The sequence below is a fragment of the Saccharopolyspora erythraea genome, assembly GCF_018141105.1.
Lineage (GTDB): Bacteria > Actinomycetota > Actinomycetes > Mycobacteriales > Pseudonocardiaceae > Saccharopolyspora_D > Saccharopolyspora_D erythraea_A.
This window is the reverse complement of record NZ_CP054839.1, coordinates 3632998-3659806: the sequence shown is the minus strand read 5'-3', so window position 1 is coordinate 3659806 and position 26809 is coordinate 3632998. Positions and strand designations below refer to the sequence as shown.

The window sequence follows — 26809 nt, the reverse complement described above, 5'->3', positions numbered from 1 at the left end:
GAACGAGCTCGAGCCCGAAGGCGGCGTCCTACCCACCGGAACCGCCGCGCGAGGCGAAGGCAAGTACTCAGGACAGCGTGCGGTCGAGGAGGGAGAGCAGGCGGTCCCAGTGGCGCCGCAGTGCGGAGGGGTTGAAGGCGGCGGTGTCGGACATGGTGAAGCCGTGCATCGTGCCGGGGTAGATCTCGGTGCTGTAGCCGACACCCGCGGCATCCAGGGCCTGGTTGAGCTCGCTGATGGCCTCGGGCGACAGGTCGCCCTCGGCGAGGCCGAGGTGGACCTGGGCAGTGAGCTCGGGGACGCGGCGGTGCGGGCTGTCGGGCTCGTCGGTGACCAGGAACCCGGGGTGGAATCCGGCGACGGCGGCCACCTGGCCGGGGTGGGCCGTCGCGGTGCGCATCGCCAGGGCTGCGCCTATGCAGTAGCCGATCACGCCGACCGGTCCGGCGCCGACCTCGGACCGGGTGGCGAGGAACCCGAGGTAGGCGTCGGCGTCGCGCAGGGCGTCCTCGGTGGTCTGCGCCTCGAGCAAGGGCAACAGCCGGGCGATGACCGCGGGCCGGATCTCTTCTCCGATGTGCTCGGGAAGTTCGACCACCGGTGCCGGGCCGTGCCGGTAGTAGAGGTTGGGAACGAGCACGTAGTAGCCGTGCTCGGCCAGTTCGCGGGCCCTCGCCTCCAGCTCGGGCCGCAGGCCGAAGGCGTCCGTGTACAGCAACACCCCGGGGTGCCGCTCGCCATCGTCGGGGAACGCGGCGAAAGCGTCGGCCTGGCCGTCCGCGGTGGGAATCCGCAGCGTCTTGGTGGGCATGAACTCTCCTGTCGTGGTTGATGTGTCGAGCCTGTGATCAACACGACGGAGGCGGAGCCCGCGCGGCAGCGCGAGATCCTCGATCGAACAGCGGGCCCGCTCCGGCCCGTACGGCGCTCAGAAGAGCACCGGGTCACCAATCCGTGCGTGGCGCGATGCCGTCCCGGTAGTCATCGCCGCACAACATAGCCCAGCGGACGAAGCCGACGACAGCACTCCGGACAACCTCTGCGCACGGCCCGTCATCGGCACGTGGCGTGAGCGCGAGGCCGGGCGGCCGGGACGGCCATGGCCGAGGGCACCAGCAGCACGGCGACGACGAGCAGCGCGTGCAGCGTGCCGACCTGGTCGCCCAGGTAGCCCAGCAGCGGGGGTCCCGCCAGGAACGCGGCATAGCCGATCGTGGACACCACGCTGACCCGTGCCGCGGCGTGCTCGGGGTCGTCGGCCGCCGCGCTCATCCCGACGGGGAAGCCGAGCGAGGCACCCAGTCCCCACAGCACCGCGCCGAGCAGCGCGATCGGCAGCCACGTTCCGAAGACCAGGAGCACGACCCCGAGGCCGGCGGTGGCCATGGTCGCCCACAGCACCCGCAGCCGGCCGAACCGGTCGAGCAGTGCCGTGCCCGCGACGCGGCCCGCAGTCATCGCGGTGAGGAACACCGCGAACCCGGCGGCACCGAGCCAGGCGGGCACGCCGTAGCCGTCGACCAGGGCCACCGCGAGCCAGTCGTTGGCGGTGCCCTCGGTGAGCGCCAGGGCCAGCACCATCAGTCCGATGACCAGGGTCCTGGGATCGGTCCAGGCCCGCCACGGATTCGGGCTCTTGCCGCCGCCTCCGTCGTCGGCCTCCTCGCGGATGAACGCCCGTGCGGCGAACGCCGGCAGCACCGTGACGATGACCGCGGCCGCGACCAGGTGCGTCGTCACCGGCACCGCCCACGCCGCGGCGACCGCGCCCACCCCGGCAGCCACGACGGTGCCCAGGCTGAACGCAGCGTGGAAGCGAGGCATGATCGTGCGTTCGAGAGCGTGTTCGACCGCTGCGCCCTCGACGTTCATCGCCACGTCCCAGACGCCAGACCCCAGGCCCATGCAGACCAGGCCCAGCGCGGTCAGCCAGTAGTCGCCGAGCGCCGCCGCTCCTACGCCGCTGCACGCCAACCCCGCCGCGTCGAGCACGGCGGCGCCGGTGATGACGGCCCGCGCGCCGAAGCGGTGGACCAGGCTGCCCGCCAGCGGCAGGGCGGCCATCGCACCCACCGAGATCGACAGGAGCAGCGCTCCCAGCTGACCGGGCGTGATGCTCAGCGCGTCCCGGGCTTCGGGGATGCGCGACATCCAGCTGGCGATGGCGAAGCCGTTGACGGCGAACACCGCGGTGACGGCGTTGCGCGCGCGCAACACGGCCGGTCGGGAAGTGCGCGACTCCACGGCCACGAGCTGGCCCCCCAGTGTCGAATCGATTCGATCGCGTCGGGTCGGTAGTCTTCCGGCAGCCCGTCGAGACGTCAAGGAAGTACTCGCGCATGCCCCGATCACGGACCGGCACGGCCGCCCGCCCGACGCTGTCCAAGGTCGCCGACGCGGCCGGGGTGGCGGTGTCCACGGCGTCGCTGGTCTTCTCCGGATCGGGCCCGGTCTCCGACGCGACCCGCAAACGCGTCCTCGACGCCGCCGACAGGCTCGGCTACGCGGGCCCGGACCCGGTCGCCCGGTCGCTGCGGCAGGGCAGGTCCGGGATCGTCGGCGTGGTGATCGGCGAGCGGTTGCTCTACGCGTTCCGCGACCCCGTGGCGGTCGCGCTGCTCGACGGACTCACCGAGGAGCTCGCACCGGCCGGGTTCGGGTTGCTGCTGCTGTCGGGCAGCAGCGGGCGAACAGGACCGACGCCGGCGCAGGTCGAGCGGGCCCCGCTGGACGCCGTGGTGGTGGAGAGCTGCGGCGGGGACGACGCGCCGGCGGTGGCCACCCTGCAACACCGAGGGGTGCCGATCATCGGGGTGGAGGGCACTCGCCTGCCGGACGTGCCGATGGTGCGCATCGACAACCACGGCGCCACCGTCGAGCTGACCCGGCACCTCGTGGAGCTGGGGCACCACAGGATCAGCGTGGTCACGCTGCCGATGCGCCTGCCCGGAACGCACCGCGGCCCGCTGACCGGCCCCCGCCGAGCCACGGCCACCTCGACCACCGGCATCGACCGGCTCCGCGGGGTCGAAGACGCTCTCGGCAACGCCGTCGCGGCCTGGGAGACGAGCGACGGGCTGATCGAGGAAGGCCACCGCGCCGGGCTCGAGCTGCTGGCAGGCGCCCCGCACCGGCGCCCCACCGCCGTCGTGGCGCAGAGCGACCTGCTCGCGGTCGGAGTCGTCCACGCCGCACGCGAGCTCGGCCTGCGGATCCCGGAGGACCTCAGCGTCGTCGGCTTCGACGGGATCGACACCCCGTGGCTGGGAGACCTGCGCTTGACCACGGTGGAGCAGCCGATGACCGAGAAGGGCCGCGCGGCCGGGAGGATGGTCGTCGACGTGCTCGCCGGCACCCGCCCGGACACGGTCCTGCTGCCGACCACACTGCGAGTGGGGTCCAGCACCGGGCCCGCACCGGAGTAGCCCGCATCCCTGCTGTCGCGAGTGACATGACCCACTGCGGCAGACGCGGGACCCCCGCTCCGATGGGTTGTTTGTCGCAAACCGTGCGGTAACCTGCCGGGGGCATCATGATCATGGATTCGCGGAGGGCTCGCGCATGCACACCCCGGAGACGTCGAGCTCGCAGCACTCCGGACCGCCCGGCACCGCGGTGGACCACAGCGTGCCGAGCGTCGCCCGCATCTACGACTACGCCATCGGGGGCAAGGACAACTTCAAGGTGGACCGGGACGTCGCCCAGGCGCTGGTCGCCGAGGTCCCGGAGGCGTTGCTGTTCGCGCGGGAGAACCGGTCCTTCCTGCGCAGGGCGGTGCGCTTCCTGGCCGCCGAGTGCGGAGTCCGCCAGTTCATCGACAACGGCAGCGGCCTGCCGACCGCGGACAACGTGCACCAGATCGCCCAGCGCTGCGAGGCGGGCGCGCGGGTGGTCTACATCGACAACGACCCGGTGGTGCTGGCCTACGGGCGGGCGCTGCTCGCCGACGACGGCAACACCGCGGTGCTGCAGGCGGACATGACCGCGCCGGACAAGATCATCGCCGACGCCCGGACCAGGCAGCTCATCGACTTCACCGAGCAGACCGCCGTTCTCTACGTGTCGGTCCTGCACTGCGTTCCCGACGAGGCCGCACCCCGCGACGTGGTCGCGCGGATGCTCGACGCTGTTCCCTCCGGCAGCTACCTCGTGCTCTCGCACATCGTCAGCGACGACCGGGAAGCCGCGGAGCGTTTCACCAAGTTCATGACCAGCAGCACGGCCTGGGGCCGCGTGCGCAGCCCGCAGGAGGTCGCCGAGATCTTCGACGGGCTGGAGCTCCTGGAACCGGGGCTGGTCGACGTGGTGGACTGGCGTCCCGACTCCTCCGAGCCCGTCTGGTCGGTGACCGACTCGCCGTTCGGCGAGTTCCCGGCCGACCCGGAGGGTCCCAAGAAGCTCTGGGAGCTGGGCGGGATCGCCCGCAAGCCCTGAGCCCGGGGCCCACCGGGCCGCGGTCAGCGGATGTCCGAGGGACCCCAGTAGGCCCACATGCGCGTGATCCGGCACGCGTCGTTGACCTCGAACACGTCGACGGAGTTGACGACGCTGGCCTTCCCGCCGATCGTCGCGGTCACGACGATCGGTAACGCCACGAAGGTGTCCTCGTGGCTGCCCCGGGGCTCGCCGGTCTCGATGCGGGACTGGTAGTTGTCGGCGATGTTGCGGTAGTACTCGCGCAGCGCGTCGTGACCGGCGACGGGCCCCGTGCCGACCGGGTCCTCGATCACCGCGTCCGGTTCGAACAGCTCCAGGATGCCCTCGACGTCTCCGGCTGTGACTCGCTCGCAATAGGCGATCGCGACTTTCTTGCGCTCTTGCTCACTGGGCATGCGGTGAGTGTGTCCGATCTTGATCACGAGAAGATCGCCGGGACCTCAACGGCCGATGCCGAACGCGGCGACCGGGGGCTTGGCGGTCAGTGCCCTCGGTCGATCCACTCCCGCAAGTGCGGCTTCTCCGCGGCGATGGTCGTCGTGTCCCCGTGGCCGGGGTGCACGGTGGTCTCGCCGGGCAGGGACAGCAGCCGCTCGCGGATCGAGTCGATGATGGTCGGGAAGTCGGAGTAGGAGCGCCCGGTCGCCCCCGGACCTCCGGCGAACAGGGTGTCGCCGGTGAAGACCACGTGCAGCTCGGGGAGGTGGAAGCACACCGCGCCCGGCGCATGCCCCGGGGTGTGCAGCACCTCGACCTCGGTGCCCGCGACGGTCAGCCGCTGGCCGTCGGCGAGCTCCCCGTCCGGATCGCGCTGCGGATGGGTCATGCGCCAGAGCACCATGTCGTCCGGGTGCAGCCACACCGGGGCGCGCAGGGCGTCGGCGAGCTCGGGTGCGACCCGGACGTGGTCGTCGTGGGCGTGCGTGGCCAGGATCGCTCGCACCCGGCGGCCTCCGACGAGGTCGCGGATCGCCTCGGCGTCGTGCGGAGCGTCGATCACGAAGCATTCGTCGTCGTCGCCGACGACCCAGACGTTGTTGTCGACGTCGAAGGTCTGACCGTCCAGGGAGAACGTGCCGGAGGTGGTCGCGTGGTCGATGCGGGCGGTCATCACAGCACCACCACCGATCGCAGCACCTCGCCCCGCTCCATCCTGGCGAAGGCCTCCTCGACGTGGTCGAGCCCGATCTCCTCGGTGACGAACTTCTCCAGCGGCAGCCTGCCCTGCAGGTACAGGTCGACCAGCACGGGGAAGTCCCGGGTGGGCAGGCAGTCGCCGTACCAGCTGGACTTCAGCGCGCCGCCGCGCGCGAAGACGTCCAGCAGCGGCAGCTCCAGGCGCATGTCCGGCGTCGGGACCCCCACCAGCACGACTCTGCCGGCCAGGTCCCGCGCGTAGAAGGCCTGCTTGTAGGTCTCGGGACGTCCCACGGCCTCGACGACCACATCGGCACCGTGGCCCCCGGTCAGGGCGCGGATGGCCTCGACCGGGTCGGTCTCGGCCGCGTTCACGGTGTCGGTCGCGCCGAAGTCGACGGCCCAGTCCAGCTTCTTGGGGTCGACGTCGACGGCGATGATGCGGGCGGCCCCGGCCAGGCGCGCCCCGGCCACCGCCCCGGCCCCGACGCCGCCGCAGCCGATCACGGCCACCGACTCGCCGCGGCGGACCTCACCGGTGTTGACGGCGGCTCCGATGCCGGCCATGACTCCGCACCCCAGCAGGCCCGCCACGGCCGGGCGGGCGGCGGGGTCGACCTTGGTGCACTGGCCGGAATGCACCAGCGTGCGCTCGGTGAAGGCGCCGATGCCCAGTGCCGGCGACAGCGCGGTGCCGTCCTCGAGCGTCATCGGACGCGACGCGTTGCGGGTGTCGAAGCAGTACCACGGACGCCCCCTGCGGCACGCGCGGCACACCCCGCAGACCGCGCGCCAGTTCAGCACGACGAAGTCGCCCTCGGCGAGCTCCTCCACCCCGGCGCCGACCGCCTCGACGATCCCGGCCGCCTCGTGCCCCAGCAGGAACGGGAACTCGTCGTTGATGCCGCCTTCGCGGTAGTGCAGATCCGTGTGGCACACCCCGCACGCCTGCACCCGCACCACGGCCTCCCCCGGGCCGGGGTCCGGTACCTCGATGGTCACCACCTCGACCGGCACGCCCTTCGCCGGTGCGATCACGGCACGACTCGAAGTCATCGTTCTCCTCACTGGATCAGCGGTTGGTCCGATGTCGAGGCTTCGAAGCGCGCACCGCCCCGGCTCCCCCAGTATCCGAGCGGCGGTCCCTCCTCGCCAGAGCGTCGATCGTGTCCGGAGCCGGCGGGACCGCGGGCCCGGTGATCAGTCCGGGCCGGTTTTACGAGGCCGGGGCCGGTCCTCGCGGTCGGCCGGGGAGTACCCGGCGAGGCGTTGGACCGCGGCGAGCCCGTCGGGGCTGCCCGGCCACCGCCGGCGGACGATGTCGATCCCGGCCCTGCGCACGACCATGCGCAGCACGCAGGCGACGATGATGGCGTCGTCCACGTGGCCCACCACCGGGATGAAGTCGGGCACGAGGTCGAACGGGATCGCCAGGTACACCAGCAGCACAGCCAGCCATACACGCGCGCCACGCGGCAGCGAACGGTCCCGGGCCAGCCGGGTCAGCAGCCGGACCAGGTCGGGGGCCAGCCGGATCGCTTCCTTCAGCAGGCCGCCCTTGGGGCGCGCGATCAGCAACACCACGACCAGCGCAAGCCACAACACGAGCACGCCGAGGCCGACCCCGATGAGCACTCGACCCACTGTTGGCATCTCCGGGCCTGTCCGCTGACGCGCGTTTTCGGCCAAGCACTGCTGCCCCGCCGGGCGGCGTGCTCGGCCTCGTCGACACCCCGATGCTACCGACCCGGCGTGAACGTGCCAGGGGACGAACCCTCAGTCACCATTTCAAAGCCCTGCACTGAACAACCGCGGAGAAGGTGATCGGAGAACGACCGCGGGCGAACCGCCGCCCGGCTGCCGGGTGGGACGAGGAGGGGCCTCCGGCATGACCTCGATCTTCATCTTCATCTCCGGCGCGGTGCTGTTGATCTACAGCGCCGAGAAGCTGGTCGGCTACCTCGTGGGGGCGGCGAGCGGGCTCAGGATCCCGGTGTTCCTCCTCGCCATCGTCTTCACCGGGATCGAGTTCGACGACGTCGTCCTCGGTACGGTCCTCAACCGCGAGGAGCTCCAGGACGTCGCACTCGGACTCGTGTTCGGGACCGCGATCTCGTTCACCGGGCTCGTTCTAGCGCTCGCGGCGATCCTCACGCCCACCCGGATCCGCGTTCCGCGCGACTACCTCGCCATCTTCGCCGCCGCACCGCTCGTGATGGTCGTGTTCACCCTGACCTCCCCGATCACCGTCATCGACGGCGCGCTGATGCTGGGGCTCTTCGCGTTGTTCGTCGCCTACATCGCCACCCGGGAGCTCAGACGCGACGTCGCGACCTTCCGGAATGCGGATTTCTACGAGGAGATGCGGGGGTCAGACGACGGAAGCGATCCGGCCGCGGGGAAGACGTCGCACGCCGAGATGCCGTTCGCCAAGACCCGCGGGCTGCCCGGCTGGGCCTGTCTGGGGCTGGCGGTTCTCGCGCTCGCCGGGCTCGTCATCGGTGCCTCGGCCACCAGCACCGGAACCAGCGGCATCCTGGAGGACTTCGGGATCGAGGGCACCGTTTTCGGCGCCACCATCGTCACCCTCGCGCTGACCGTCGAGGACTTCCTCCTGACCGTGGAACCGGTCCGCAAAGGCGTGCCCGCGATCGGGATCGGCAACGTCATCGGCAGCCTCGTCTTCTCGGTCACGGGCAAGCTCGGCATCATCGTCCTGGCAGGCGGCAGCATCGTGGTCGAGCCGGAAGTGCTGACCTGGCACCTGCCGGTGCTCATCGTGCTGACCGCCCTAGCCGCGTACTTCCTCCACACCGGATCGCTGAGGCGCTGGCACGGGTACACGCTGCTCGGCCTCTACGTCATCTACTGGGTGGTCAGCTTCGTCGTGTTCGGAGCCGCTCCGGTCGAGTCGTGACGCCCGCCGCCAACGACACCGCTACGCAAGCCACTTCTGGATGATCTCTATTCCCCGTACGCCTGGTCGATGGCGTCGAGAATGCTCCAGAGGACATCGCACTTGAACGAGAGCGCCGCCACCGCTCGCGCCTGCTGGTCGGCCGACCGGCAGTGTTCGGTCACCACCCCCAGGGCGTGCTCGGAGTCGCGGGGAGCCTGGTCCAGCCGGGCGCGGAAGTAGCCGAGGCCGCCGGGGTCGATCCACGGGTAGCAGCGCTCGAACGCGGCGAGGCGCTGCGCCATCAGGTCCGGTGCGAACAGCTCGGTCAAGGACGACGCCACCGCCTCGGTCCACGGCCGGGTGCGGGCGAAGGTGACGTAGGCGTCGACCGCGAACCGCACACCGGGGACTAGATGCCGTTCGTCGAGCACTTCCTCGCGGGTCAGGCCGACCGCCTCCGCCAGGTGCAGCCAGGCGTCGATGCCGCCTTGCCCGCCCGGCGCGCCGTCGTGGTCGATGATCCGACGCACCCAGCGCCTGCGCACCTCGCGGTCGGGGCAGTTGGAGAGGATCGCGGCGTCCTTGAGCGGGATGCTCTCCTGGTAGTGGAAGCGGTTGGCCACCCACCCCTGGATCTGGCGGCGGCTCAGCAGTCCCTCGTTCATCCTGACGTGGAACGGGTGCTGGTCGTGGTAGCGCTGCGACTGCGCGCGCAACGCCGCGACGAAGCCGTCGGTGCCGGTCAGCGTCATGGCTAGATCCGCACCTCCAGCCCGTCCTCGGCTACTTCCATGCCGCGCTCCTCCACGACGTCCCGCTCGGGAGCGTCGTCCATCAGGATCGGGTTGCTGTTGTTGATGTGCACGTAGATCTTGCGCTCGATGGGAAGCGGGGACAGCTGTTCGAGGCTGCCGCCGGTACCTCCGATCGGCAGGTGCCCCATGTCGCGCGCCGTCTTCCCGGCCAGGCCGAGCCTGACCAGTTCGTCGTCGTGCCAGCAGGTCCCGTCGACGAACAGGCACGCGCAGCCGTCCAGCTCCGCACGCACGTCCGCGGTGAGCTCCTGCACGCCCGGCAGGTACACGGCCGCACGGCCGGTGGCCTCGTCGGTCAGGCGGTAGCCCACGACCCGCCCCCGCTGCCCGCCGTGCCCGAAGCGGGCCGCCTTGCTGGTGGGGACGTCGAAGGCCCGGTAGGACAGCCCGGCTCCCAGCGGCACGTCAGCGCCGGGAACGACCGGCCGCCACTCGACCCGGCAGTAGGCCTCGAGCGTCCGGAGTATCGCCGTCCCGTCGCACAACGTCTCCCGCACCGCGGGGGTCGCGTGCAGCTCGATCGCCTGCCCCTCCCGCAACAGCAGCAGGCCGAGCGTGTGGTCGATCTCGGCGTCGGTGAGCAGCACCGCCCGCAGCGGCGTCGCCCTTCCCGCACCCGGTTGCAGAGCGGGAAAGGACTCGATCTGGGCACGGATGTCCGGAGAGGCGTTGAGCAGGAACCAGCGCTGGCGGTCGGCGCTCACCGCGAGCGCCGACTGCGTGCGCGGGCGGCAGGGCCGGGAGCCGTCGCGGACGGCCCGGCAGCCGGGGCAGGCGCAGTTCCACTGCGGAAACCCTCCTCCGGCGGCCGATCCGAGCACCCGCAACCACATACCGGCTCCCCCGTCCCACGCAGTCGGTACCCGCGGCCGAAGACCGACAGGCGCCGGATCGCACATCCGGCGCCCGTGCGGCAGCCGCTAGTCTTCCAACTGCGCGACGTACATCGTCACCTCCGAAGCGCACCCGATCTCCTCGAACTCGGGAGGCTCCCACTCGAGACGCTCGGGTCCAGCGGCAGCGGACTCCATGACCGACACCTCCTCTCCGCCGATCTTCCACAAGCCGCGTCAGCTGCTTGCCGCACCGCTGCGCAGGCCACTCCTGCAACCTCTCCTAGTCCTGCGGCAGTGCGAAGGCGAACAGGGCGTCGCCGTGCGGCGCGCCGAGCATCCCGGGCAGGAACCCCTCGACCCAGCTGCCCCATCCGACCGGCACGGCGATGTACTGCCTCCCGTCGACGCTGTAGGTCGTCGGGCTGCTGTGGTGGCCGCAGCCCGTCTGGAACTGCCACAGCAGCTTCCCGGTCCGCGCGTCGTAGGCGTTGAACTCCCCGGTGGGTTCACCGGTGAACACCAGGTCGCCGCCCGTTGCCAGCACCGAGGCGCACATCGGCACGTCGTTGCTCCAGCGCCACACCTCGCGGCCCGTGGACGGGTCGAAGGCCGACACCGAGCCCGCCATGTCGTCGGAGTCCACGGTCACGCTCGCTCCCCAATAGGGAATGCTCTCCTTGAACTCCCTGCGCCGCCGGGTGACCATCGCGCCGACGTCCTGCACCGGCGCGTAGAACAGCTGCGTCCGCGGGCTGTAGGCCGCGTGCGTCCACTCCTTGCCCCCGGCGGGCCCCGGCCAGAAGTGGACCTCGTCCCCCTCCTTGTCGGGGAACACCTTGGGCGTCACCTTCCCGTTGGAGTCGATCTCGCCCCAGGTGACCCGGTCGACGAAGGGGACCACCCGCACCAGCTCGCCGTTCGTGCGGTCGAGGACGAAGAAGTACCCGTTCTTGTCGAAGTGCCCGAGCAGCTTGCGGCCGTCCTGTTCGAACAGGATGTTCTCCATCGTGCTGTCGTAATCCCACAGGTCGTGCGGGTTGTACTGGTAGTGCCAGCGGATCTCGCCGTTGTCCGGGTCCACGGCGATGACGCTGTCGGTGTAGAGGTTGTCGCCCTCCCGCACACCTCCGTCGAAGTCGGGCGCCGGGTTCCCGGTGCCCCAGTACATGAGGTTCAGCTCCGGGTCGAAGGTGCCCGTGACCCAGCAGTTCCCACCGCCCCGCGTCCAGGCCGGGCCTTCCGGCCAGGTCTCGGACCCGGGCTCGCCGGGCTTGGGGATCGTGTAGGTCCGCCAGACGTGCCGCCCGGTCTCCAGGTCGAAGGCGTCGAGGTGGCCGCGCACCCCGAACTCCCCGCCGGAGCTGCCCACGATGACCATGTCCTTCACGACCAGCGGAGCGACCGTGGCGCTCTCACCGGCCCGCACGTCGCCGTAGATCGAGTCCCACAGGCACTTCCCGGTGACCGCGTCGAGCGCGATCACGTGGGCGTTGAGGGTGACGACGAAGACCTTCCCCTTCGCCACCGCGACCCCGCGGTTCACGTTGCCGCAGCACAGCGACGTGTCGTACGGGACCTCGTGCTTGTACCGCCACAGCTCCTGCCCCGTCCGGGCGTCGATGGCCCAGACCCAGCCGTCCCAGCCGGAGACGTACATGACTCCGTCCACCACGATCGGGGCGGCTTCGAAGGAGTACGTCGAAGGGCCCGCGTGCATACCGGCCGAGCCTGCCTGGAAGACCCAGGCGGGAACGAGGCGATGCACGTTCTCCGTGTTGATCTGGTCCAGCGGGCTGTAGCGCTGCCCGTCGTAGGCACCGTAGTAGGTGAGCCAGTTCTGCGGTTCCGAGCGGGCGTCGAGAATGCGCTCGTAGGTGACGTCCTGTGCCACTGGAGGCGCGCTCCCGGCCACGCCGCTCAACGATGACTGGCTGACGGCGTGCCCGGCCTGTACGTATTCAGTCATCTTCGGCTCCTTCCTAGGGTCGCGGCTGGGCCGGACGGTCGAGCCGGGCCTGCTCCGGGACGTCGCCCAGCACGACGATCGCCCCGACCATGCCCCGCCCCTCGTCGTTGCCGATGGGAGAGCTGAACCAGTAGTAGCCAGGGCCGTCCAGGTTCAGGCTGGCCGTTGCGCGGGACTGGACCGGCAGCCATACGAACTGGCGGTCGCCGTTGCTCGGCAGCAGCGCGCAGTGGGTGTTCTGATCATCGTTGAAGATCTCGAGCTCGAGATCGCCCGAGTGCGGCATCACGAGGATCGACGGGTCCCACACCAGTTCGTCGACCGGGATCCGGATCTGGGCGTGCAGGCGCCCGTCCGCCCCCTCCTCGGCGTACGTGAGATTTCCGTGGGCGAGAATCCGCCCCAGCGTCGCCTGGTTCTGCTTGTCCAACCCGAGCTCGCTCACCAGCGCCGACAGCTCCCCTGCTGTGGTCGCCATCGGCCTCACCTCCTCATTCGTCTCCACCGCGTGCGCATCGGCGGCATCGCCGCCGCAGGCGTGGCAGGAGAATCTTGTTCGCCTCGTCCGCGCCCGTCGACGGGCCGGACGAACTGGGGTCGAACCGCTTCACGGCGCCCGGTCGGAGCGAGCGGGCGTTGTCCGCGGGAGTGCGGCCCCCCGGCCGGCGTGCACACACGCCGGCCGCACAGGGTGCTCATCCGTCATATCGCCCCCGTTCCCGGGGAAAGTCCCCTTGCGGTGGGAGCTCAGGACCGGAAGCCTGCAAGCTGGCACCGGTCTTGATCGAGGTGGGTGCGGGGCCCGTTCGAGCGCACTCGCGCGGATGCCCGGGGCTCCCCGGCCGTGCCGATGCACGGTGCTCGGTGCTGGAACCGTGGCGGGCGCGCGGCGCCTCGCTCACCTCGGCCAGCAAGGCGGGCTCGCTGAAGATCGCAAGACTCCCCGTGCCGGTCGCGCCCTGCACGGCCGGTATCTCCCAGAGCCTTGCCCGGGCCACCCGACGCCTCCTGCGCGTGTTCCCACCGCAGGTGGAGCGTAACTCTCGCGTCACGCTTACGTAAGTCGAACTTCCTGGCGGATGGCCGGAATGAAAAGGGCGGAAAAAGGGGCCGGGGACGGACGTGCGAAGCGGCTGCACCGGTCGCGCACCCGGCGCACCATCGCTCACATCGGCAACGTCCGCAACACCCGGCCCCTGGGAGGAGCCGTCAGGCGCAGAGCTTCCAGTCTCCGTCTTCCTTGGTCAGCTTCAGGTTCGTGCTCTGCGGCGGCTGGCCCGGAATCGTCGACTCCAGAGCGACGGTCCCCGAGTCACCGCTCTCCTGAACGCTCTTCACCGACGTCTTCACCGTCTTGAGCTGCTCCAGGTCCTGCGGCCGGGCCACCTTGAGGAACTCGCCCTTCTCCTGCTGGAGCTGTTCGATCTGCGGCATGGCCTGCGAGCACACGAAGGGCCGGTAGCTCTCGGCCGTCACGCTTCGCGGGTCCTGCGTCTCCTGCGTCGTGAGCGCCGCGTAGTCCTCGGCGACCGACTGCGCCGAGGCACCCCAGAGGTAGACGTAGCCCGCGGCCGCGCCGCCGGCGATCACCAGAACCGCCGCGGCGATGCCGACGACCAAGCCGGTCTTGCGCTTCTTGGCCGGAACCGCCTCGGCTTCCCCTGCCTGGCCCGCCGCCTGCTGATCAACCGCCTGCTCGTCAGCCTCCTGCTGATCCGCCGCCTGCTCGTCAGCATCCTGCTGGTCCACAGCCTGCTGATCGGCCTCCTGCAGCTTCTCGGACTCAGCGGGCGTGGCGTGCTCCTCCGAGCCGGCTGCCTGGTTGTCGGACAGCTCGCCCGAGTTGTCGGGACCGCCCGAGTTGTCGGGCTCGTCCGAACTGCTGCGGCCGGGCTCTTGCGGTGCAGGTGTCATGCAAATCCTTCCTGGTCGGACTGGAACTGCCTCTCCCCACTTGTACTTGACCAGACACCGCGCGTTCCAAGTGGCCGGTGCGCAACCCCGCGTACGTCAAGCGGCGCCCTGGGTGACGGTGCCCGTGAGATTGCGCTCAGCGGTACCAGTGGGTTGACCGGATGTGCCAGGGTCTCGCGCATGCGGATCGAGGAGGTGGCCACGTGGGTCGCGGCCGGTCTGGCGCTCATCGCCGTCGGACTCGCCTGGTGGCAGTTCTGGCTGGCCCGCCAGGAGTCCCGGCAGGCGAAGCAGCGAACGGAGGCGATGCGCCGCCTGGCGGCCGCCGCCGAGCGCGACGCCGCCAAGGCGGCGGAGGCCGCCCGGAAAGCGCATGAGCAGGCCGAACGCGCCTGGGAACAGGTCAAGCTGTCCAGGAGCCAGCTCGAGGAGGCCCGGCAGGAACACCGGGCCAGCACGCAGACCGAACAGTGGGAGTGGGCCTACGCGGTGACCAAGGCCGCCCGCGAGATCGTCGACACCAGCCAGGAGCTCATCCGCATCGCGCTGGACCCCCAGGTGGCCCCGCACTACCGGACGGCCGCGGACCGCCACTACCGGCACGCCGCCCACCGCTGGCAGGACACCATGATCAAGGCGGTGGCGCGCACGTCACCTCCGCTGGAGATGCAGCAGCAGGTCGTCACGTTCGCCGACGTCCAGCAGCGCCTGCACGGCACCCTCGGCGTACTGCTGCGCGCCGTCGAGACGAACACGCTGGCCGACGGCGACGCGCTGACCAAGCAGGTCCACGGCCTGCGCCACGAGCTCAACAACGCGAACCGGCACCTGCAGCGGATCGTCAGCGCGAACCTGACCACTCCGGACACCCCGACCCAGCAGATCACCGGCGACCTGCCATCCGCCTGATCGACCGCGCGGCCCCGGCGGGCCAGTGGCGCGGGCTGCCGGTCAGCCCCGCCTGGGCCGGCGGTGCATCAGGCCGAAGCGCGCCCACTGCGCCTCGGCCGCCTCGATCGACCGCCCGGTCCGCTCGTGGTCCACTGTGGACAGATGTGCGACGATGGCCTGCGCGACGGCCATGCCCGGCGCGAGCGACGGGAAGAACGCCACGCCCTCGGCGGGGATGAGCACAACCTGCTCGGCGGCCTCGGCCAGCGCCGGGCTGTATAGCCCCGAGGGCCTGACGAACATCGCCCCGGCCCGCTCGTGGCGGACCGGGGCGATGTTGCCGTGCCGCGGCTCAGTCGCCGATGGACTCGCCGCCGCCTGCCGGCCGCGTCGTCGGTTCGCGGTCGCCCTGCTCCTGCTGTCCGTCGCTGCTCTGCGAGGTGGTGTCCTGCTGCTGGTCGTCCTTGGTCGACGTGCGCTCGCCGTTCGAGTGCGAAACGCTCGTCTCGGCCTTGCCCGGTTCGCTCTTGCCGGGCTGGCCTTCCTGGAGCTTGGACAGGTTGGACAGGCCCGGGATCACAGGGGCCTCATCGGCGAAGGCGGCGCCTCCGGCCAGGCCCAGTCCGAGGGCGAGGGTGGTGGCCACGGTCATCCGAACTACGGTGCGCGACACGGTTCCTCCTGATCAGGTCGGTTGATCGGTTGCGCCTCGACCCTCGGACAGCACGGCACCGCGCGCATCCGGAACCAGGCGATCTCCGCCGAACGAGATCACCCGGTACCTCGAAGGTGCCAATCGCGTGCTGGTCGACCGGTACCGCCGGCCTCCCTCAGCGCGCTGCGTTCAAAAGCCACTGCCACAACAGAACCCCGACCGGTCAATCCTTGCCCGACTGGCGACAAAAGCAGCCTTTGCTTGGCGCGCAACCATATTCGCCAGGACACTCCGAAGTCAGCCCTCCCCCTGTCACGCCGAGAAGGCACTTCCCGCCCTCTCACAACGGGAAAGTCCCGTTCCGTCGTCCGGGTCAGCTGACCCCGGTCGTGAAGTTGCCGGCCCGCAGCGGACCATCGACACCACCGCGGACCCACTCCGTCCGGATCGGGGCGTCGTCGCCGGGCAAGGTGAAGCTGACAGAGGCGGCTCTGGCAGGCCCCTCGGTCTTGGGCCCGCCGAGGTAGGCAACAGCCCGCTGCCCCTCGGCCACGACGACCTGTTCTCCGCTACCCGGCGGAGGCAGCTCGACGTTGATGGGCAGCGCGCCGCTCTGACCGTAGAAGGTCAGGTTCTCCGGCGCACCGCTCACCAGGCACTGCACGCCGGGCTTGGCCTGCACGGTGAGCATGTAGAGCCGTTCCTGGTCATTCGGCGCGGGTTGCTCGGCCGTCGAGACGATCACGTCGCCCGCACCGCAGTGAGGCGGCGTTGGCGGAGGCGGCGTGGCCTGCGCGGCGCTCACCCCGAGCATGCCGAGCCCGGCCACCGCCGCCGCGACGAGGGCGACCGTGTACCCGCTGCGCTTCGTCGGCCTGATCCCCATTGTCCTTGCTCCCTCCAGTCGGCCTTTCCCGCACTGGAAGACGCCCCGGGCTGCCGAGGGATGCCCCACGAGCACGAGGAGTGCGATTGATCTCCGCCACGCAACCAAGGGAACGCCCAGACGTCCACGGCAACGCCCGGTTCGCGTGCTCGCTACCGGGACGCCGATTCGCGGCGCGAGGCGCGCCTCCGCCGGATTCCTGGGCTTCCGCGCCGGAATGACGCGTCGATCAGGCGTTCCACGTCGCGCACGGGGATGCGCCAGCGGTGGTGCGCGAGCACGGCGAGCAGGAACAACGCCGGCCGGCCCAAGCCGAGGACCGAACTCGCCAGCATGATGCCGATAAGCTGCCAGGGGTCTGTCACACCTTCCGAACACGTGACGGAGCGTCATGTGACGGCATCAGGCCCACCTCCGACACAAGATCACCCGAATGGGCGTACAGCTCTCGCGTCATGGCATGGAGGCAGCGGTGTTCCGTTGTCAACCACTGCTGTCACCACAGGAGCGAAGCGGTATGGCCACGCACGAGTACGTTCCGGGGCCCTGCGACCGGGACCTGATCATCGCGGTCCGCGCGGGCGGCGCCGACGCGTACGAGTTGCTCTACGAGCGGCACAGGACCGCCGCCCGCAACCTCGCGCGACAGCTTGCCCGGTCCGCGCACGAAGCCGACGACCACGTCGCCGAGGCGTTCGCCCGGGTGCTGGACGCGCTGCGCGCCGGCCGCGGTCCTGACGAGGCGTTCCGCCCTTACCTGCTGGTCACCGTCGAGCACGTCGCCTACAACCGGGCCCGCAAGGACCGGCCGCTGCGGCTGGCCGAGGACGTGACCACGACGCTGGGCGTCCGGCTGGAGACCATCAGCGAGCCGTTCGAGGACTCCGCGGTCGTCGAACTGGACCGTTCGCTGGCCTTGCGCGCCTTCGCCCGCCTGCCGGAGCGCTGGCAGACCGTGCTGTGGCACACCGTGGGTCGAGGGCGAGTCGCCCCAGCAGCTCGCGCCGCTGCTCGGTCTCACTCCCAACGGCGTGGCCGCGCTGGCCTACCGCGCCAGACAGGGCCTCCGCATGGCCTACCTCCAGGTACACGTGGCCGGGAACCCACCGGACGGCTGCCGCCCCACCGTGGACCGGCTCGGCGGCTGGACCCGCGGCAGCCTGTCCGGCCGGGAAACCGATCAGGTCCGCGAGCATCTGGACAACTGCGAGCGCTGCCGTGGGCTGGCCGACGAACTGGCCGACGTGAACCGGTCGCTGCGCGTGTTCCTGGCCCCGCTCGTGCTCGGTGTCCCCGCGGGCACCTACCTGGCCGGCTACCACGGACACGCCCCGGCCAAGGCAACCGAGACGTCCGAGACGACCGCAGCACCGGCCCAGCAGGGGCTGCTCCGACCGGCCTACGGAGTTTGAGCCAGGGCCGCCACGCCTCGCCCGGCTCAGGCGCTCGATTCCTGGGCGCCGGCTTCGAAAAGTTCGTCGACGGGTCCGCAGAGGTGTGCCCAGTGCTCGGCGGAATCCTTGCTAATCGTTTGCCCCTCGGTCCGGCGGGGAAGCCGGAGTTGCCGGCACCCACCTGGCGCCGACTCCGTGCACGTCGCGCCCGAACGATCGCCAGGAGGCACCCGTGACCGACCACGACGACTTCCCCGCACCGCAGCAAGGACTTGTCGTCACGCACTTCCTGACCGTGCGTGACGTCAGGGTCTCGCGGGAGTTCTACGCCGACATCTTCGGCGGGCAGGTCGTGTTGGCCGAGAACCCCACCACCGTCCGGAGCGCCAACAGCTGGATCATCATGAACCCCGGGGGCGGACCCACACCCGACAAGCCGGACATCGTGCTGACCCCGCCTCAGCCCGGGGACCCGGTGTCGGCGTTCCTCAACATCCGGGTCGCCGACATCGCCGCGTTCTACGCGGACGCCCGCGCGAAAGGCGCGCACTTCCTCACCGAACCCAAGGACCGCAAGGCCGAGCTGCGGTGCTACCTCCGCGACCCGGACGGCTACCTCATCGAGATCGGGGAAGCCACCGGGATGCTTCACGGTGTGTTCGCAGACCGACCGGCCACTCCAAGCTGATTCCGGTGATGAAAGACCAGTTCGCCGGTTCGCGCGCTACTGGATCGTCGTGCCACAGCGGCGCCCAGGCCGATCGCGGCCACCACGGGCCACTCGATCACCTCCAGAACGGCCAGTGCTCCCAGACCGCCGTAGAAGGCCATCATCCTGGGGGAAGGCAGATATCCCCGAACGATGTTGAACACGAACACGAGCTCATCGCGCGTGGGAATGCAGCGATCGGGCTGGTCGAGCACGGCGGCGACCTCCCGGAGGTTCCCGGTCGTCGCCTCACGCCCCGTTGGCCTCCGCTGCTTCGTAGTCATGTTCTCTCCATAAGATCGTTGGTGTTCAGGACGTGGTGTTCTGGATGCCCAGGGCGGCGGGGTGTGGCTGATGTTGTCTTGCCGTTGGGTGGCTCCCGAGGAGTGGCCGCCTCGCTGTTCTGGACGCCCTGACCGCTGATTGAGATCTGTGCGCGTGGTCGCTGTTTATGGAGCTGCCGGCGGGGTCGTCCACGGGGTTGAGCTGGGATGACGGGAGGACGGGCTCGGTGAAGGTCCGCGAGATCGTCTGGGTCGGCATCGACGTCGGCAAGCACACCCACCACGCGTGTGTGGTGGACGAGACCGGCAAGGTCGTATTCAGCCAGAAGGTCACCAACGGCCAAGTTGCGATCGAGGCGTTGATCGCCCGGGCCGGCAAGAAGGCAGGCGAGGTGGTCTGGGCGGTGGACATGACCTCCGGCGCCGCCGGCCTGCTGATCACGTTGTTGCTGGGCACCGGGCAGCCGGTGGTCTACGTGCCCGGGCGGCTGGTCAACCGGATGGCCGGAGCGTTCGCCGGCGAGGGCAAGACCGACGCCAAAGACGCCCGCACCATCGCCGAAACCGCCCGCATGCGCGGGGACCTGACCCCGGTGACCAGCCCAAACGACATCGTCTCCGATCTGGGTGTGCTCACCGCCCGCCGCGAGGACCTCATGGCCGACTGGGTGCGCGGAATCAACCGGATCCGCGAACTGCTCGCCTCGATCTTTCCGTCGTTGGAGCGGGCGTTCGACTTCTCCACCCGCTCCGCGCTGATCCTGGTGACCGGGTTCCAGACCCCCGACGGCGTCCGCGCCGCCGGAGAGGACGGGCTGCGGTCCTATCTGACCGAACACCAGGCCCACACCCGCAGCGTCCCGTCCATCGTGGACAAAGCACTGGCTGCCGCGAGCGAGCAAACCGTGGCGCTGCCCACGGAAACGATCACCGCGCCGCTGATCGCCCGGCTGGCCCGCCAACTGCTCGAGCTCGACCGGGAAATCAAAGACCTCGACAAACAACTCGGCGAACGCTTCGAAACCCACCCCGAGGCCGAACGCATCACCAGCGTCGACGGTTTCGGCACGATCCTGGGGGCCCAGCTGCTTGCCGACACCGGAGGCGACCTGCTGACCACCTTCGGCAACCCTGGCCGCCTGGCCGCCTACGCCGGCCTGGCCCCCGTCCCCCGTGACTCCGGGCGCGTCCGCGGCAACCTGCACCGCCCGAAGCGCTACCACCGCGGCCTGCGGCGGGTGTTCTACCTCGCCGCGCTGTCGAGCATCAAACGCCCCGACAGCCCCTCCCGTTCCTTCTACCAGCGCAAACGCGGCGAGGGGAAACGGCACACCCAGGCATTGATCGCGCTCGCCCGCCGCCTGGTCGACGTGATCTGGGCACTGCTGCGCGACGGCCGCACCTTCCAGATCACGCCACCGCCCCAGACCGACGCGGCTTGACACGATCATTGAGACTCCTCGAAGCTCCCCGGCGGGCAACGCCCGGTGCCCGGATGCCGGCCGACAACCGGGTACCACCCTGAGGGCCGCGGCAACCCTCCTACCTCTCCCCTCCCGACTACTTGCCGGGAGGGGTTCTCGTGCTGGAGTTCGGGGTACTGCCTTGGGACGCCCCGAGGCCGCGTTCCGTGGCGCTCGTGGGGCTCGGACAGACGGTAGGGGGCACATGGGACGGCTCCAGGACAGCGCCGACGAGTTCGCGCTCACGATGGCCGAGGTCGCACGCGAGCTGATGCAGGTGCGGACGGTGACCGAAACCCTCGTCCGCGTCTCGCGGTTGGCCGTCGACACCGTGCCCGGGTGCGACCACGCCGGCGTGCTGCTCGTCCGCGGCGAGCAGGTGCGGACGTTGGCCGCGACGAGTCAGCTCGTGGCCGATTCCGACAGCGCCCAGGGCGAGTTGCGGGAGGGACCGTGCTACGACGCCGCCCGCGACGCGACGTGGTTCCGCGTCGTGCACATGGGCGCCGAGAAGCGTTGGCCGCGCTACGCGCCCAGGGCTCGCGAACTGGGAATCGGGGCCATGATGGGCTTCCAGCTCTTCACCGACTCCGACCAGCTCGGCGCCCTGGACCTGTATGCGAACCAGCCTTACGGCTTCACCGCGCTGAGCGAGCAACTCGCCTGGATCTTCGCCTCGCACGCGGCCGTGGCGGTCGCGGCCTCACGCGCCGGAGACCAGCTACGGCTCGGCGAATGAGCGCTCCCGAGCGCGCCCGCCGTCAGCCCATGCTCTTGGCGCCGTCCAGGGACTCGCGGATGATGTCGGCGTGGCCGGCGTGCTGGGCGGTCTCGGTGATGACGTGCAGCAGCACCCGGCGAGCCGACCACCGTTCGCCGGACTCGAACCAGGGGGCCTTCGGCAGCGGCTGGGTGACGTCCAGGTCGGGCAGGGTGGCGACCAGTTCGTCGGTCCGGCGAGCCGCCTCGGCGTAGTCGGCCAGCACGGCGGCCAGGGTCTCACCCGGCAGCAGGCGGAACCCGTCGACCCACCGGGCCTGGTCGGCCTCGGTCATGGTGTCGACGTCCCCGATCGCCGACGGACCATGCAGGATGAACTCCACCCAGTTCCGCTCGACCGCGGTCACGTGCTTGATCAGACCGCCCAGGCACAGCTCGCTGACGGTGGTCCGCCGCCCGGCCTGCTCGTCGGTGAGCTCACGGGTGGTGAAGCGCAGGAAGTGCCGGTGCTTGGCCAGCATCGCCAGCAGGTCGGCGCGCTCGCCGGTGATCTCCGGCGCATCGGCCTGGTCGCGGGTGGTCAGCTCGTTGTAGGTCATGATCTCCGCCCTCCGTTGTTCCACTTGCTTCGATCAAGGGCAACGCTAGAGGCCATATCGGTCAGTTCCTGACCTAGTCGCCGAGGAATCGGTGACGAGCACGCACGGCCTCGGTGGCTTGATCCCCGACGACGCCGGGTGCGGTAGCGGATGCTGTAGACGCCTGCTCTTATGGTCCGAAGGATCGGACCATCCGGTCCGTTCCGTTTCGCTCCGATGTTCGAAGCACCGGCGGTGACCCGTCGCGGGTCCACCGGGAGCTCTGTCGCCCGACAGCGAGGTGCGGCCATGATCGATCACGAGTGGCTCGAACGAGAACTCGCGCTGGTCAACGACGAGCTCGCCCGCAAGTTCCCGGCAGTACCCAGGGAGCGCGTGTCATCGGCGGTCGACATCGCGGCATCCGAGTACGTGCCCACAGCCCGGATCGCGAACTACCTTCCGATCCTCATCGAACGCCGCGCGCGGCGCTATCTGTCCGACGCGTCGTGACCACCGCAAACCGGGCCGCCGAGCGCCGGCTCGACGACCCGCACGCCTCAGCTCGACTGCTCAGCCGACCGCCGGCCACCCGCGGAACCAGACCCGCCCTCGGCCGCGGCCTGCTGGGCCAACGCGGTGCCCACTCCGATCGCCGCGGCCACGGGCCACGCGAGCACGTCGAATGCCGCCAGCGCTCCCAGCCCGCCGTAGAAGACCATCGCCTTGCCGGACGGAAGATAGCTCCGCACGGTGCTCACCGCGCCCGCGAGGTCATCGCGCGTGGGGATGTAGTGATCGGGCTGGTGGAACTGGGCGGTCACGCCCGGCAGGTTCACCGTCGTCCCCTCACGACCTCCCGATCTCCGTTGCTTGGTAGCCATGACTCCTCCTCCGTGCACCCGGCCAACACCAGAGCAGCATCAGCGAATCTTCGCGTGGTCGCCACTCTTGCCACCCCGGAGCGCCGAACAGCCCACTGACCTGCGGTTGTGCACACGCCGGCGGGCTGTCACGACGGCGTGCTCCGCGCCCAACGGACTTAAGCCCCTGTCTCCACCAGCGACCCCGCGTCCAGCCTGTGTGCGGTAGGCGAAAGCCCAGCGCCTCCGCCACGGGGGAACGCCGTCGCGGAGGCGCCGGTCCGTCCGGCGCCGCGCCGCGGCGGGGTCCGGGGATGCCAGGCGATCTTGACGATGGGGCCTCAGCGCCCTCGAAGACGCCCGGTCGCGCCGCGGCGGCCGAGCGCACCCGGCGGAGACCTCACATCGGCGGCAGCCTCACAAGCGCGAAGGAGAGCCGCAATGGGCGAGTCAGCGACCGACACCCGCCAGTCGTCCGGCCCGGCCGGCACGTCAACCGCAGTGGGGCCGGGGCAGCAGGAGGCGATTCCGCTCTCGGCGATCACGCTGAACGTCAACGGCCGTGAGCGCCGCCTCGAGCTGGATCCGCGCACGTCGCTGCTCGACGCGCTGCGCGAGCACCTGCGCATGGGCGGGACGAAGAAGGGATGCGACCACGGGCAGTGCGGCGCCTGCACGGTGCTCGTCAACGGCCGGCGCATCAACTCCTGCCTGACGCTCGCCGTCATGCACGAAGGCGACGAGATCGTGACGATCGAAGGTCTCGGCTCGCCCGGCGCCCTGCACCCCATGCAGTCCGCCTTCCTCGAGCGCGACGGCTTCCAGTGCGGCTACTGCACACCCGGTCAGATCTGTTCGGCCGTCGGCATGCTCGCCGAAGCGGAGGCGGGCTGGCCCAGCCACGTCACCGCCGACGTGGCGTCCGCCCGGATCGCGTTGACCGACGAGGAGATCCGCGAGCGGATGAGCGGCAACATCTGCCGTTGCGCCGCCTACCCGAACATCGTCGCCGCCATCCGCGGCGTCGCCGAGGGAGGCCGGGAATGAGGCCCTTCACCTACGAGCGAGTGACGGACGCGCGCGCCGCGGTCGCCGCGGTGTCCCAGCCCGGCGCGAAGTTCATCAGCGGCGGCACGAACCTGCTCGACCTCATGAAGATCGATGTCGAGCATCCCAGCCATCTGGTCGACATCAGCCATCTGCCCCTGACCGACATCGAGGAGCAGCCCGACCGCGGACTGCGCATCGGTGCCCAGGTCTCGAACTCCGGCCTCGCCGCCGACACCCGGGTACGCGAGCGGTATCCGGTGCTGTCGCAGGCGCTGCTCGCCGGCGCCTCGGGCCAGCTGCGCAACAAGGCGTCTGTCGGCGGGAACCTGTTGCAGCGCACCCGATGCCCGTACTTCTACTACGCGGCCGCGGGTTGCAACAAGCGCGACCCCGGTTCCGGATGCTCGGCGATCGGCGGTTACAACCGCATCCACGCGATCCTCGGCGCGAGCGACGCCTGCATCGCCACCCACCCCTCCGACATGGCCGTCGCGATGGCGGTGCTGGAGGCGCAGATCGAGCTGCTCGACGCCGAAGGGTCCGTACGCCTCGTCGCCATCGCGGACTTCCACCGCTTGCCCGGCGACACACCGCACATCGAGACCGTCCTGCGACCGGGCGAGATGATCACGGCGGTGATCCTGCCCGCGCCCCCGCCGGGCCGTCAGCTCTACCGCAAGGTGCGGGACCGGGCGTCCTACGAGTTCGCCCTGGTCTCCGTGGCGGTCATCGTCTCGACCGATGACGGGACGGTCAACAGCGCCCGGGTCGTGTTCGGCAGCGTGGCGCACAAGCCCTGGAGATCGATCGAGGCGGAGGCCGCGCTGATAGGCAACCCCGCCACGTCGGCCACCTATCGCGCCGCCGCCGAGGCGGCGATGCGCGACGCCGTGGGGCAGGGCGGCAACGACTTCAAGATCGAGCTGGCCAAGCGCACCCTGTGCCGCACGCTGGCGCAGGCGGCCGGGGCCAGCTGAGGAGGCGACGATGATCGGGCAAGGGCTCAACCGCGTCGACGGCCAGTTGAAGGTTTCCGGTCGCGCCCCCTACGCCTACGAGCAGTGGGACGGACAACCGCTGTACGGGTTCATCGTCGGCGCGACGATCGGCAAGGGCCGCATCACCCGCATCGACACCGAAGCCGCCGAGCGCGCGCCCGGCGTGCGCATGGTGATGACGCACCACAACGCTCCGGCGCAGGGCGTGCCCGACCTGTCCGTCTCCTTCGAGTACTGGCGCGCCTATCCGGCGCTGGCCGACCCCGACGTCCACCACTACGGCGAGCCCGTGGCGCTGGTCGTGGCCTCCACCTTCGAGCAGGCACGCGCCGCGGCCCGCCTCGTCGACGTCGAATACGCCGAGGAACCGGGCCGCTTCGACTTCGCCGCGCACGAGGACGAGGCCTACGCCCCGGATGCGGTGAACGCCGGACTGCCGACCGACACCGCGGTGGGCGACTTCGACGCGGCGTTCGACACCGCAGCGGTCAGAGTCGATCAGCGCTACACGACGCCGTACATGTTCTCCCAGCCGATGGAACCGCAAGCGTGCCTCGCGGTGCCGCAGGGCGAGCACCTGACGGTCTACGTGAGCTGCCAGATCGTCGACTCGGCGCACTCCTCGCTCGCCGCGACGCTCCAGCTCGACGGCGATCGGATCCACGTCGTCACCCCGTACATCGGCGGCGGGTTCGGGTCCAAGCTGCGCGTCCACCAGGAGACGACCCTGGCCGCGCTCGCCGCCCGCACGCTGGGCATGCCGGTCAAGGTCGCGCAGACCCGGCAGCAGATCTTCGAGCTCGTCGGCCTGCGGCCCACATCGGACCAGCGGGTCCGGCTGGGCGCGGGACGGGACGGGCGGCTGGTCGCCCTCGCCCACGAATCCACGATGTTCACCAGCCCGCGCATCGAGTACGCCGAGCAGAGCGCCGCCACGACCCGGCCCCTCTACGCCGCGCCCAATCGGTTGACGCGCCACCGCCTGGTGGCACTCGACCTGCCGCGCGGCGAGGACGTCCGCGCGCCAGGGGAAGCGACGGGCATGCTGGCGGTCGAGTCGGCCATGGACGAGCTGGCCCACGTGCTCGGCATGGACCCGGTCGAGCTGCGGATCCGCAACGAACCCGAGGTCGACCCCGAGCGGGGCGTGCCGTTCAGCGACCGGCGCGCGGTCGACTGCCTGCGCGAAGGGGCCCGCCGCTTCGGCTGGGAACAGCGGCCCACCACGCCCGGGAGCCGGCGCGACGGACGCAGGCTGATCGGATACGGCATGTCCACCGCCATCCGCGGGCACTTCCAGCTGCCGATGAGGGCGCGGGTCCGGTTGGAGGCGGACGGAACCGCCGTCGTCCAGTCGGACATGACCGACATCGGCACCGGTACCTACACGATCCTCAGCCAGGTCGCGGCCGACGGGCTCGGACTGCCGGTCGATCGCGTGCGTGTCGAGCTCGGCTCGTCGGAGTTCCCGACCAGCTCCGGCTCCGGGGGTTCATGGGGCGCGGGCGGCGCGGGCACCGCGGTCCACCGCGCGTGCGAGTCCCTGCGCGAGACGCTGCTGGATCAGGCGCGTGACGACGCGCGTTCCCCACTGCACGGCGTGAACACCGCGGACGCGGTGTTCGCCGATGGCAGCGTGCGCGTCGGCAGCGCTTCCGAGGAGCTGCGCGAGCTCGTCGCACGACACCACCCGGAAGGTCTGGAGGCGGAGGGCGAGACCCAGTCCATGGCCGATGACCCGAACTACAAGGAATACTCGATCAACACCTACGGTGCACACTTCGCCGAAGTCGCTGTGGACGCCGACACCGCCGAGATCCGCCTGCGCAGGATGCTGGGCGTGTTCACGGCCGGTCGCGTCCTCAACGCCAAGACCGCCCGCTCGCAGCTGATCGGCGGGATGATCTGGGGACTGAGCTCGGCCCTGGACGAGGACGCCGTCGTCGACACGCGGTCCGGCGCCTTCGTCAACCGGGATCTCGCGCACTACCTGGTGCCCGTCCACGCCGACGTCCCCGAAGTCGAGGCCGTCATCATCGAGAGCTTCGACGACAAGGCCAACGTCCTCGGCGCCAAGGGGCTCGGCGAGCTGGGCATCTGCGGGGCCGGTGCGGCGGTGGCCAACGCGGTGTTCAACGCGACCGGCATACGCGTGCGCGACTTCCCCATCACACTCGACAAACTGCTGCCCGAGCTGCCACTGGCGGACAGCTGACCCCTCCCCCGCCCTGCCGGGGAGCGGGTCAGGGCATGCCGGGGCTCGGTGTTCAGTCGCCCGACGGTGATCACCGGGGTTCGAATTGCCGGGATCTTG

Annotated in this window: 30 protein-coding genes and 1 pseudogene; 13 read left to right on the top strand and 18 right to left on the bottom strand. The window is 70.4% G+C overall.

All coding sequences use genetic code 11. From position 1 onward, the window contains the following. Nucleotides 1-67: 67 nt before the first annotated feature. Nucleotides 68-811, bottom strand: coding sequence for a dienelactone hydrolase family protein (locus HUO13_RS16770; protein ID WP_211902250.1), 744 nt, complete (start codon nucleotides 809-811; stop codon nucleotides 68-70). A 242-nt stretch (nucleotides 812-1053) separates the two neighbouring features. Then, a complete protein-coding gene (locus HUO13_RS16765) occupies nucleotides 1054-2244 on the bottom strand; it encodes an MFS transporter (RefSeq protein WP_249124918.1) in 1191 nt (396 codons plus the stop codon). 95 nt (nucleotides 2245-2339) lie between these two features. Between HUO13_RS16765 and HUO13_RS16760 the strand changes: the two genes are divergently transcribed. Further along, nucleotides 2340-3425, top strand: coding sequence for a LacI family DNA-binding transcriptional regulator (locus tag HUO13_RS16760; protein ID WP_211902248.1), 1086 nt, complete (start codon nucleotides 2340-2342; stop codon nucleotides 3423-3425). 136 nt (nucleotides 3426-3561) lie between these two features. After that, complete coding sequence (locus HUO13_RS16755) at nucleotides 3562-4434, top strand: SAM-dependent methyltransferase (RefSeq protein WP_211902247.1); 873 nt, start codon at nucleotides 3562-3564, stop codon at nucleotides 4432-4434. A 23-nt stretch (nucleotides 4435-4457) separates the two neighbouring features. Here HUO13_RS16755 and HUO13_RS16750 read toward each other — a convergent pair whose 3' ends face one another. The 4 genes from HUO13_RS16750 to HUO13_RS16735 all read right to left on the bottom strand — a co-directional run bounded on the left by HUO13_RS16750 (nucleotide 4458) and on the right by HUO13_RS16735 (nucleotide 7227). Then, nucleotides 4458-4832 (bottom strand): nuclear transport factor 2 family protein, encoded by a 375-nt coding sequence (locus tag HUO13_RS16750; RefSeq protein ID WP_211902246.1) that lies wholly within the window; start codon nucleotides 4830-4832, stop codon nucleotides 4458-4460. 86 nt (nucleotides 4833-4918) lie between these two features. After that, on the bottom strand, nucleotides 4919-5548 hold the full coding sequence (locus tag HUO13_RS16745; RefSeq protein WP_211902245.1) for an MBL fold metallo-hydrolase: 630 nt from the start codon (nucleotides 5546-5548) through the stop codon (nucleotides 4919-4921). Beyond that, on the bottom strand, nucleotides 5548-6630 hold the full coding sequence (locus HUO13_RS16740; protein ID WP_211902244.1) for an S-(hydroxymethyl)mycothiol dehydrogenase: 1083 nt from the start codon (nucleotides 6628-6630) through the stop codon (nucleotides 5548-5550). The genes HUO13_RS16745 and HUO13_RS16740 overlap by 1 nt, the downstream gene beginning before the upstream one ends. Before the next feature lie 144 nt (nucleotides 6631-6774). Then, on the bottom strand, nucleotides 6775-7227 hold the full coding sequence (locus HUO13_RS16735; RefSeq protein ID WP_211902243.1) for a YkvA family protein: 453 nt from the start codon (nucleotides 7225-7227) through the stop codon (nucleotides 6775-6777). Nucleotides 7228-7462: 235 nt separating this feature from the next. Between HUO13_RS16735 and HUO13_RS16730 the strand changes: the two genes are divergently transcribed. Beyond that, nucleotides 7463-8491, top strand: a complete 1029-nt coding sequence (locus HUO13_RS16730) for a sodium:calcium antiporter (RefSeq protein WP_211902242.1) — start codon at nucleotides 7463-7465, stop codon at nucleotides 8489-8491. Between the two features lie 47 nt (nucleotides 8492-8538). Here HUO13_RS16730 and pqqC read toward each other — a convergent pair whose 3' ends face one another. The 6 genes from pqqC to HUO13_RS16700 all read right to left on the bottom strand — a co-directional run bounded on the left by pqqC (nucleotide 8539) and on the right by HUO13_RS16700 (nucleotide 14004). Beyond that, nucleotides 8539-9225, bottom strand: a complete 687-nt coding sequence (pqqC, locus tag HUO13_RS16725) for a pyrroloquinoline-quinone synthase PqqC (RefSeq protein WP_211902241.1) — start codon at nucleotides 9223-9225, stop codon at nucleotides 8539-8541. 2 nt (nucleotides 9226-9227) lie between these two features. Further along, a complete protein-coding gene (gene pqqB / locus HUO13_RS16720) occupies nucleotides 9228-10121 on the bottom strand; it encodes a pyrroloquinoline quinone biosynthesis protein PqqB (RefSeq protein WP_211902240.1) in 894 nt (297 codons plus the stop codon). 87 nt (nucleotides 10122-10208) lie between these two features. After that, nucleotides 10209-10319: a pyrroloquinoline quinone precursor peptide PqqA gene (gene pqqA / locus HUO13_RS16715; RefSeq protein WP_009942740.1), complete on the bottom strand. Its 111-nt coding sequence runs from the start codon at nucleotides 10317-10319 to the stop codon at nucleotides 10209-10211. 85 nt (nucleotides 10320-10404) lie between these two features. Then, complete coding sequence (locus HUO13_RS16710; protein ID WP_211902239.1) at nucleotides 10405-12090, bottom strand: PQQ-dependent dehydrogenase, methanol/ethanol family; 1686 nt, start codon at nucleotides 12088-12090, stop codon at nucleotides 10405-10407. A gap of 13 nt (nucleotides 12091-12103) precedes the next feature. Further along, nucleotides 12104-12568: an MSMEG_3727 family PQQ-associated protein gene (locus HUO13_RS16705; RefSeq protein WP_211902238.1), complete on the bottom strand. Its 465-nt coding sequence runs from the start codon at nucleotides 12566-12568 to the stop codon at nucleotides 12104-12106. Between the two features lie 731 nt (nucleotides 12569-13299). After that, nucleotides 13300-14004 (bottom strand): Rv0361 family membrane protein, encoded by a 705-nt coding sequence (locus tag HUO13_RS16700; RefSeq protein ID WP_211902237.1) that lies wholly within the window; start codon nucleotides 14002-14004, stop codon nucleotides 13300-13302. A 180-nt stretch (nucleotides 14005-14184) separates the two neighbouring features. Here HUO13_RS16700 and HUO13_RS16695 point away from each other — a divergent pair, with 180 nt between their 5' ends. Beyond that, complete coding sequence (locus HUO13_RS16695; protein ID WP_211902236.1) at nucleotides 14185-14913, top strand: hypothetical protein; 729 nt, start codon at nucleotides 14185-14187, stop codon at nucleotides 14911-14913. A gap of 42 nt (nucleotides 14914-14955) precedes the next feature. Here HUO13_RS16695 and HUO13_RS16690 read toward each other — a convergent pair whose 3' ends face one another. The 3 genes from HUO13_RS16690 to HUO13_RS37490 all read right to left on the bottom strand — a co-directional run bounded on the left by HUO13_RS16690 (nucleotide 14956) and on the right by HUO13_RS37490 (nucleotide 16436). Then, nucleotides 14956-15198, bottom strand: coding sequence for a hypothetical protein (locus tag HUO13_RS16690; RefSeq protein ID WP_432757842.1), 243 nt, complete (start codon nucleotides 15196-15198; stop codon nucleotides 14956-14958). Between the two features lie 49 nt (nucleotides 15199-15247). Further along, nucleotides 15248-15547 (bottom strand): hypothetical protein, encoded by a 300-nt coding sequence (locus HUO13_RS16685; RefSeq protein ID WP_211902235.1) that lies wholly within the window; start codon nucleotides 15545-15547, stop codon nucleotides 15248-15250. A gap of 376 nt (nucleotides 15548-15923) precedes the next feature. Beyond that, nucleotides 15924-16436 (bottom strand): hypothetical protein, encoded by a 513-nt coding sequence (locus tag HUO13_RS37490; RefSeq protein WP_249124916.1) that lies wholly within the window; start codon nucleotides 16434-16436, stop codon nucleotides 15924-15926. 433 nt (nucleotides 16437-16869) lie between these two features. Between HUO13_RS37490 and HUO13_RS37485 the strand changes: the two are divergent. The 3 genes and pseudogenes from HUO13_RS37485 to HUO13_RS16670 all read left to right on the top strand — a co-directional run. Beyond that, nucleotides 16870-17184, top strand: a pseudogene (locus HUO13_RS37485) (RNA polymerase sigma factor); the annotation flags it as partial. A 283-nt stretch (nucleotides 17185-17467) separates the two neighbouring features. Further along, nucleotides 17468-17848 (top strand): zf-HC2 domain-containing protein, encoded by a 381-nt coding sequence (locus HUO13_RS37480; protein WP_249125248.1) that lies wholly within the window; start codon nucleotides 17468-17470, stop codon nucleotides 17846-17848. A 214-nt stretch (nucleotides 17849-18062) separates the two neighbouring features. Further along, nucleotides 18063-18518, top strand: a complete 456-nt coding sequence (locus HUO13_RS16670; protein WP_211902234.1) for a VOC family protein — start codon at nucleotides 18063-18065, stop codon at nucleotides 18516-18518. Here the strand turns inward: HUO13_RS16670 and HUO13_RS16665 are convergent. After that, nucleotides 18479-18823, bottom strand: a complete 345-nt coding sequence (locus tag HUO13_RS16665) for a hypothetical protein (RefSeq protein WP_211902233.1) — start codon at nucleotides 18821-18823, stop codon at nucleotides 18479-18481. The two genes, HUO13_RS16670 and HUO13_RS16665, sit on opposite strands and share 40 nt — an antisense overlap. A gap of 227 nt (nucleotides 18824-19050) precedes the next feature. Here HUO13_RS16665 and HUO13_RS16660 point away from each other — a divergent pair, with 227 nt between their 5' ends. Continuing rightward, nucleotides 19051-20265, top strand: a complete 1215-nt coding sequence (locus HUO13_RS16660) for an IS110 family transposase (RefSeq protein ID WP_211896904.1) — start codon at nucleotides 19051-19053, stop codon at nucleotides 20263-20265. A gap of 226 nt (nucleotides 20266-20491) precedes the next feature. Further along, nucleotides 20492-21025 (top strand): GAF domain-containing protein, encoded by a 534-nt coding sequence (locus HUO13_RS16655; protein ID WP_211902232.1) that lies wholly within the window; start codon nucleotides 20492-20494, stop codon nucleotides 21023-21025. 22 nt (nucleotides 21026-21047) lie between these two features. Here the strand turns inward: HUO13_RS16655 and HUO13_RS16650 are convergent, their stop codons facing one another. Next, nucleotides 21048-21605, bottom strand: a complete 558-nt coding sequence (locus HUO13_RS16650; RefSeq protein WP_211902231.1) for a DinB family protein — start codon at nucleotides 21603-21605, stop codon at nucleotides 21048-21050. A 288-nt stretch (nucleotides 21606-21893) separates the two neighbouring features. On the opposite strand from HUO13_RS16650, the gene HUO13_RS16645 reads away from it, so the two are divergent. Then, nucleotides 21894-22097 (top strand): three-helix bundle dimerization domain-containing protein, encoded by a 204-nt coding sequence (locus HUO13_RS16645; protein WP_211902230.1) that lies wholly within the window; start codon nucleotides 21894-21896, stop codon nucleotides 22095-22097. A 47-nt stretch (nucleotides 22098-22144) separates the two neighbouring features. Here the strand turns inward: HUO13_RS16645 and HUO13_RS16640 are convergent, their stop codons facing one another. Then, nucleotides 22145-22468: a hypothetical protein gene (locus tag HUO13_RS16640; protein WP_211902229.1), complete on the bottom strand. Its 324-nt coding sequence runs from the start codon at nucleotides 22466-22468 to the stop codon at nucleotides 22145-22147. Nucleotides 22469-22888: 420 nt separating this feature from the next. Between HUO13_RS16640 and HUO13_RS16635 the strand changes: the two genes are divergently transcribed. Genes HUO13_RS16635 through HUO13_RS16625 form a run of 3 tightly spaced genes read left to right on the top strand, consistent with a single transcriptional unit; the run spans nucleotide 22889 to nucleotide 26710 of the window. Next, the gene (locus HUO13_RS16635; RefSeq protein WP_211902228.1) at nucleotides 22889-23494 is read left to right on the top strand and encodes a 2Fe-2S iron-sulfur cluster-binding protein; all 606 of its coding nucleotides are present in this window, start codon (nucleotides 22889-22891) and stop codon (nucleotides 23492-23494) included. Continuing rightward, the gene (locus tag HUO13_RS16630; RefSeq protein WP_211902227.1) at nucleotides 23491-24474 is read left to right on the top strand and encodes an FAD binding domain-containing protein; all 984 of its coding nucleotides are present in this window, start codon (nucleotides 23491-23493) and stop codon (nucleotides 24472-24474) included. The genes HUO13_RS16635 and HUO13_RS16630 overlap by 4 nt, the downstream gene beginning before the upstream one ends. 10 nt (nucleotides 24475-24484) lie before the next feature. After that, nucleotides 24485-26710, top strand: a complete 2226-nt coding sequence (locus tag HUO13_RS16625; protein ID WP_211902226.1) for a xanthine dehydrogenase family protein molybdopterin-binding subunit — start codon at nucleotides 24485-24487, stop codon at nucleotides 26708-26710. Nucleotides 26711-26809 lie beyond the last annotated feature (99 nt).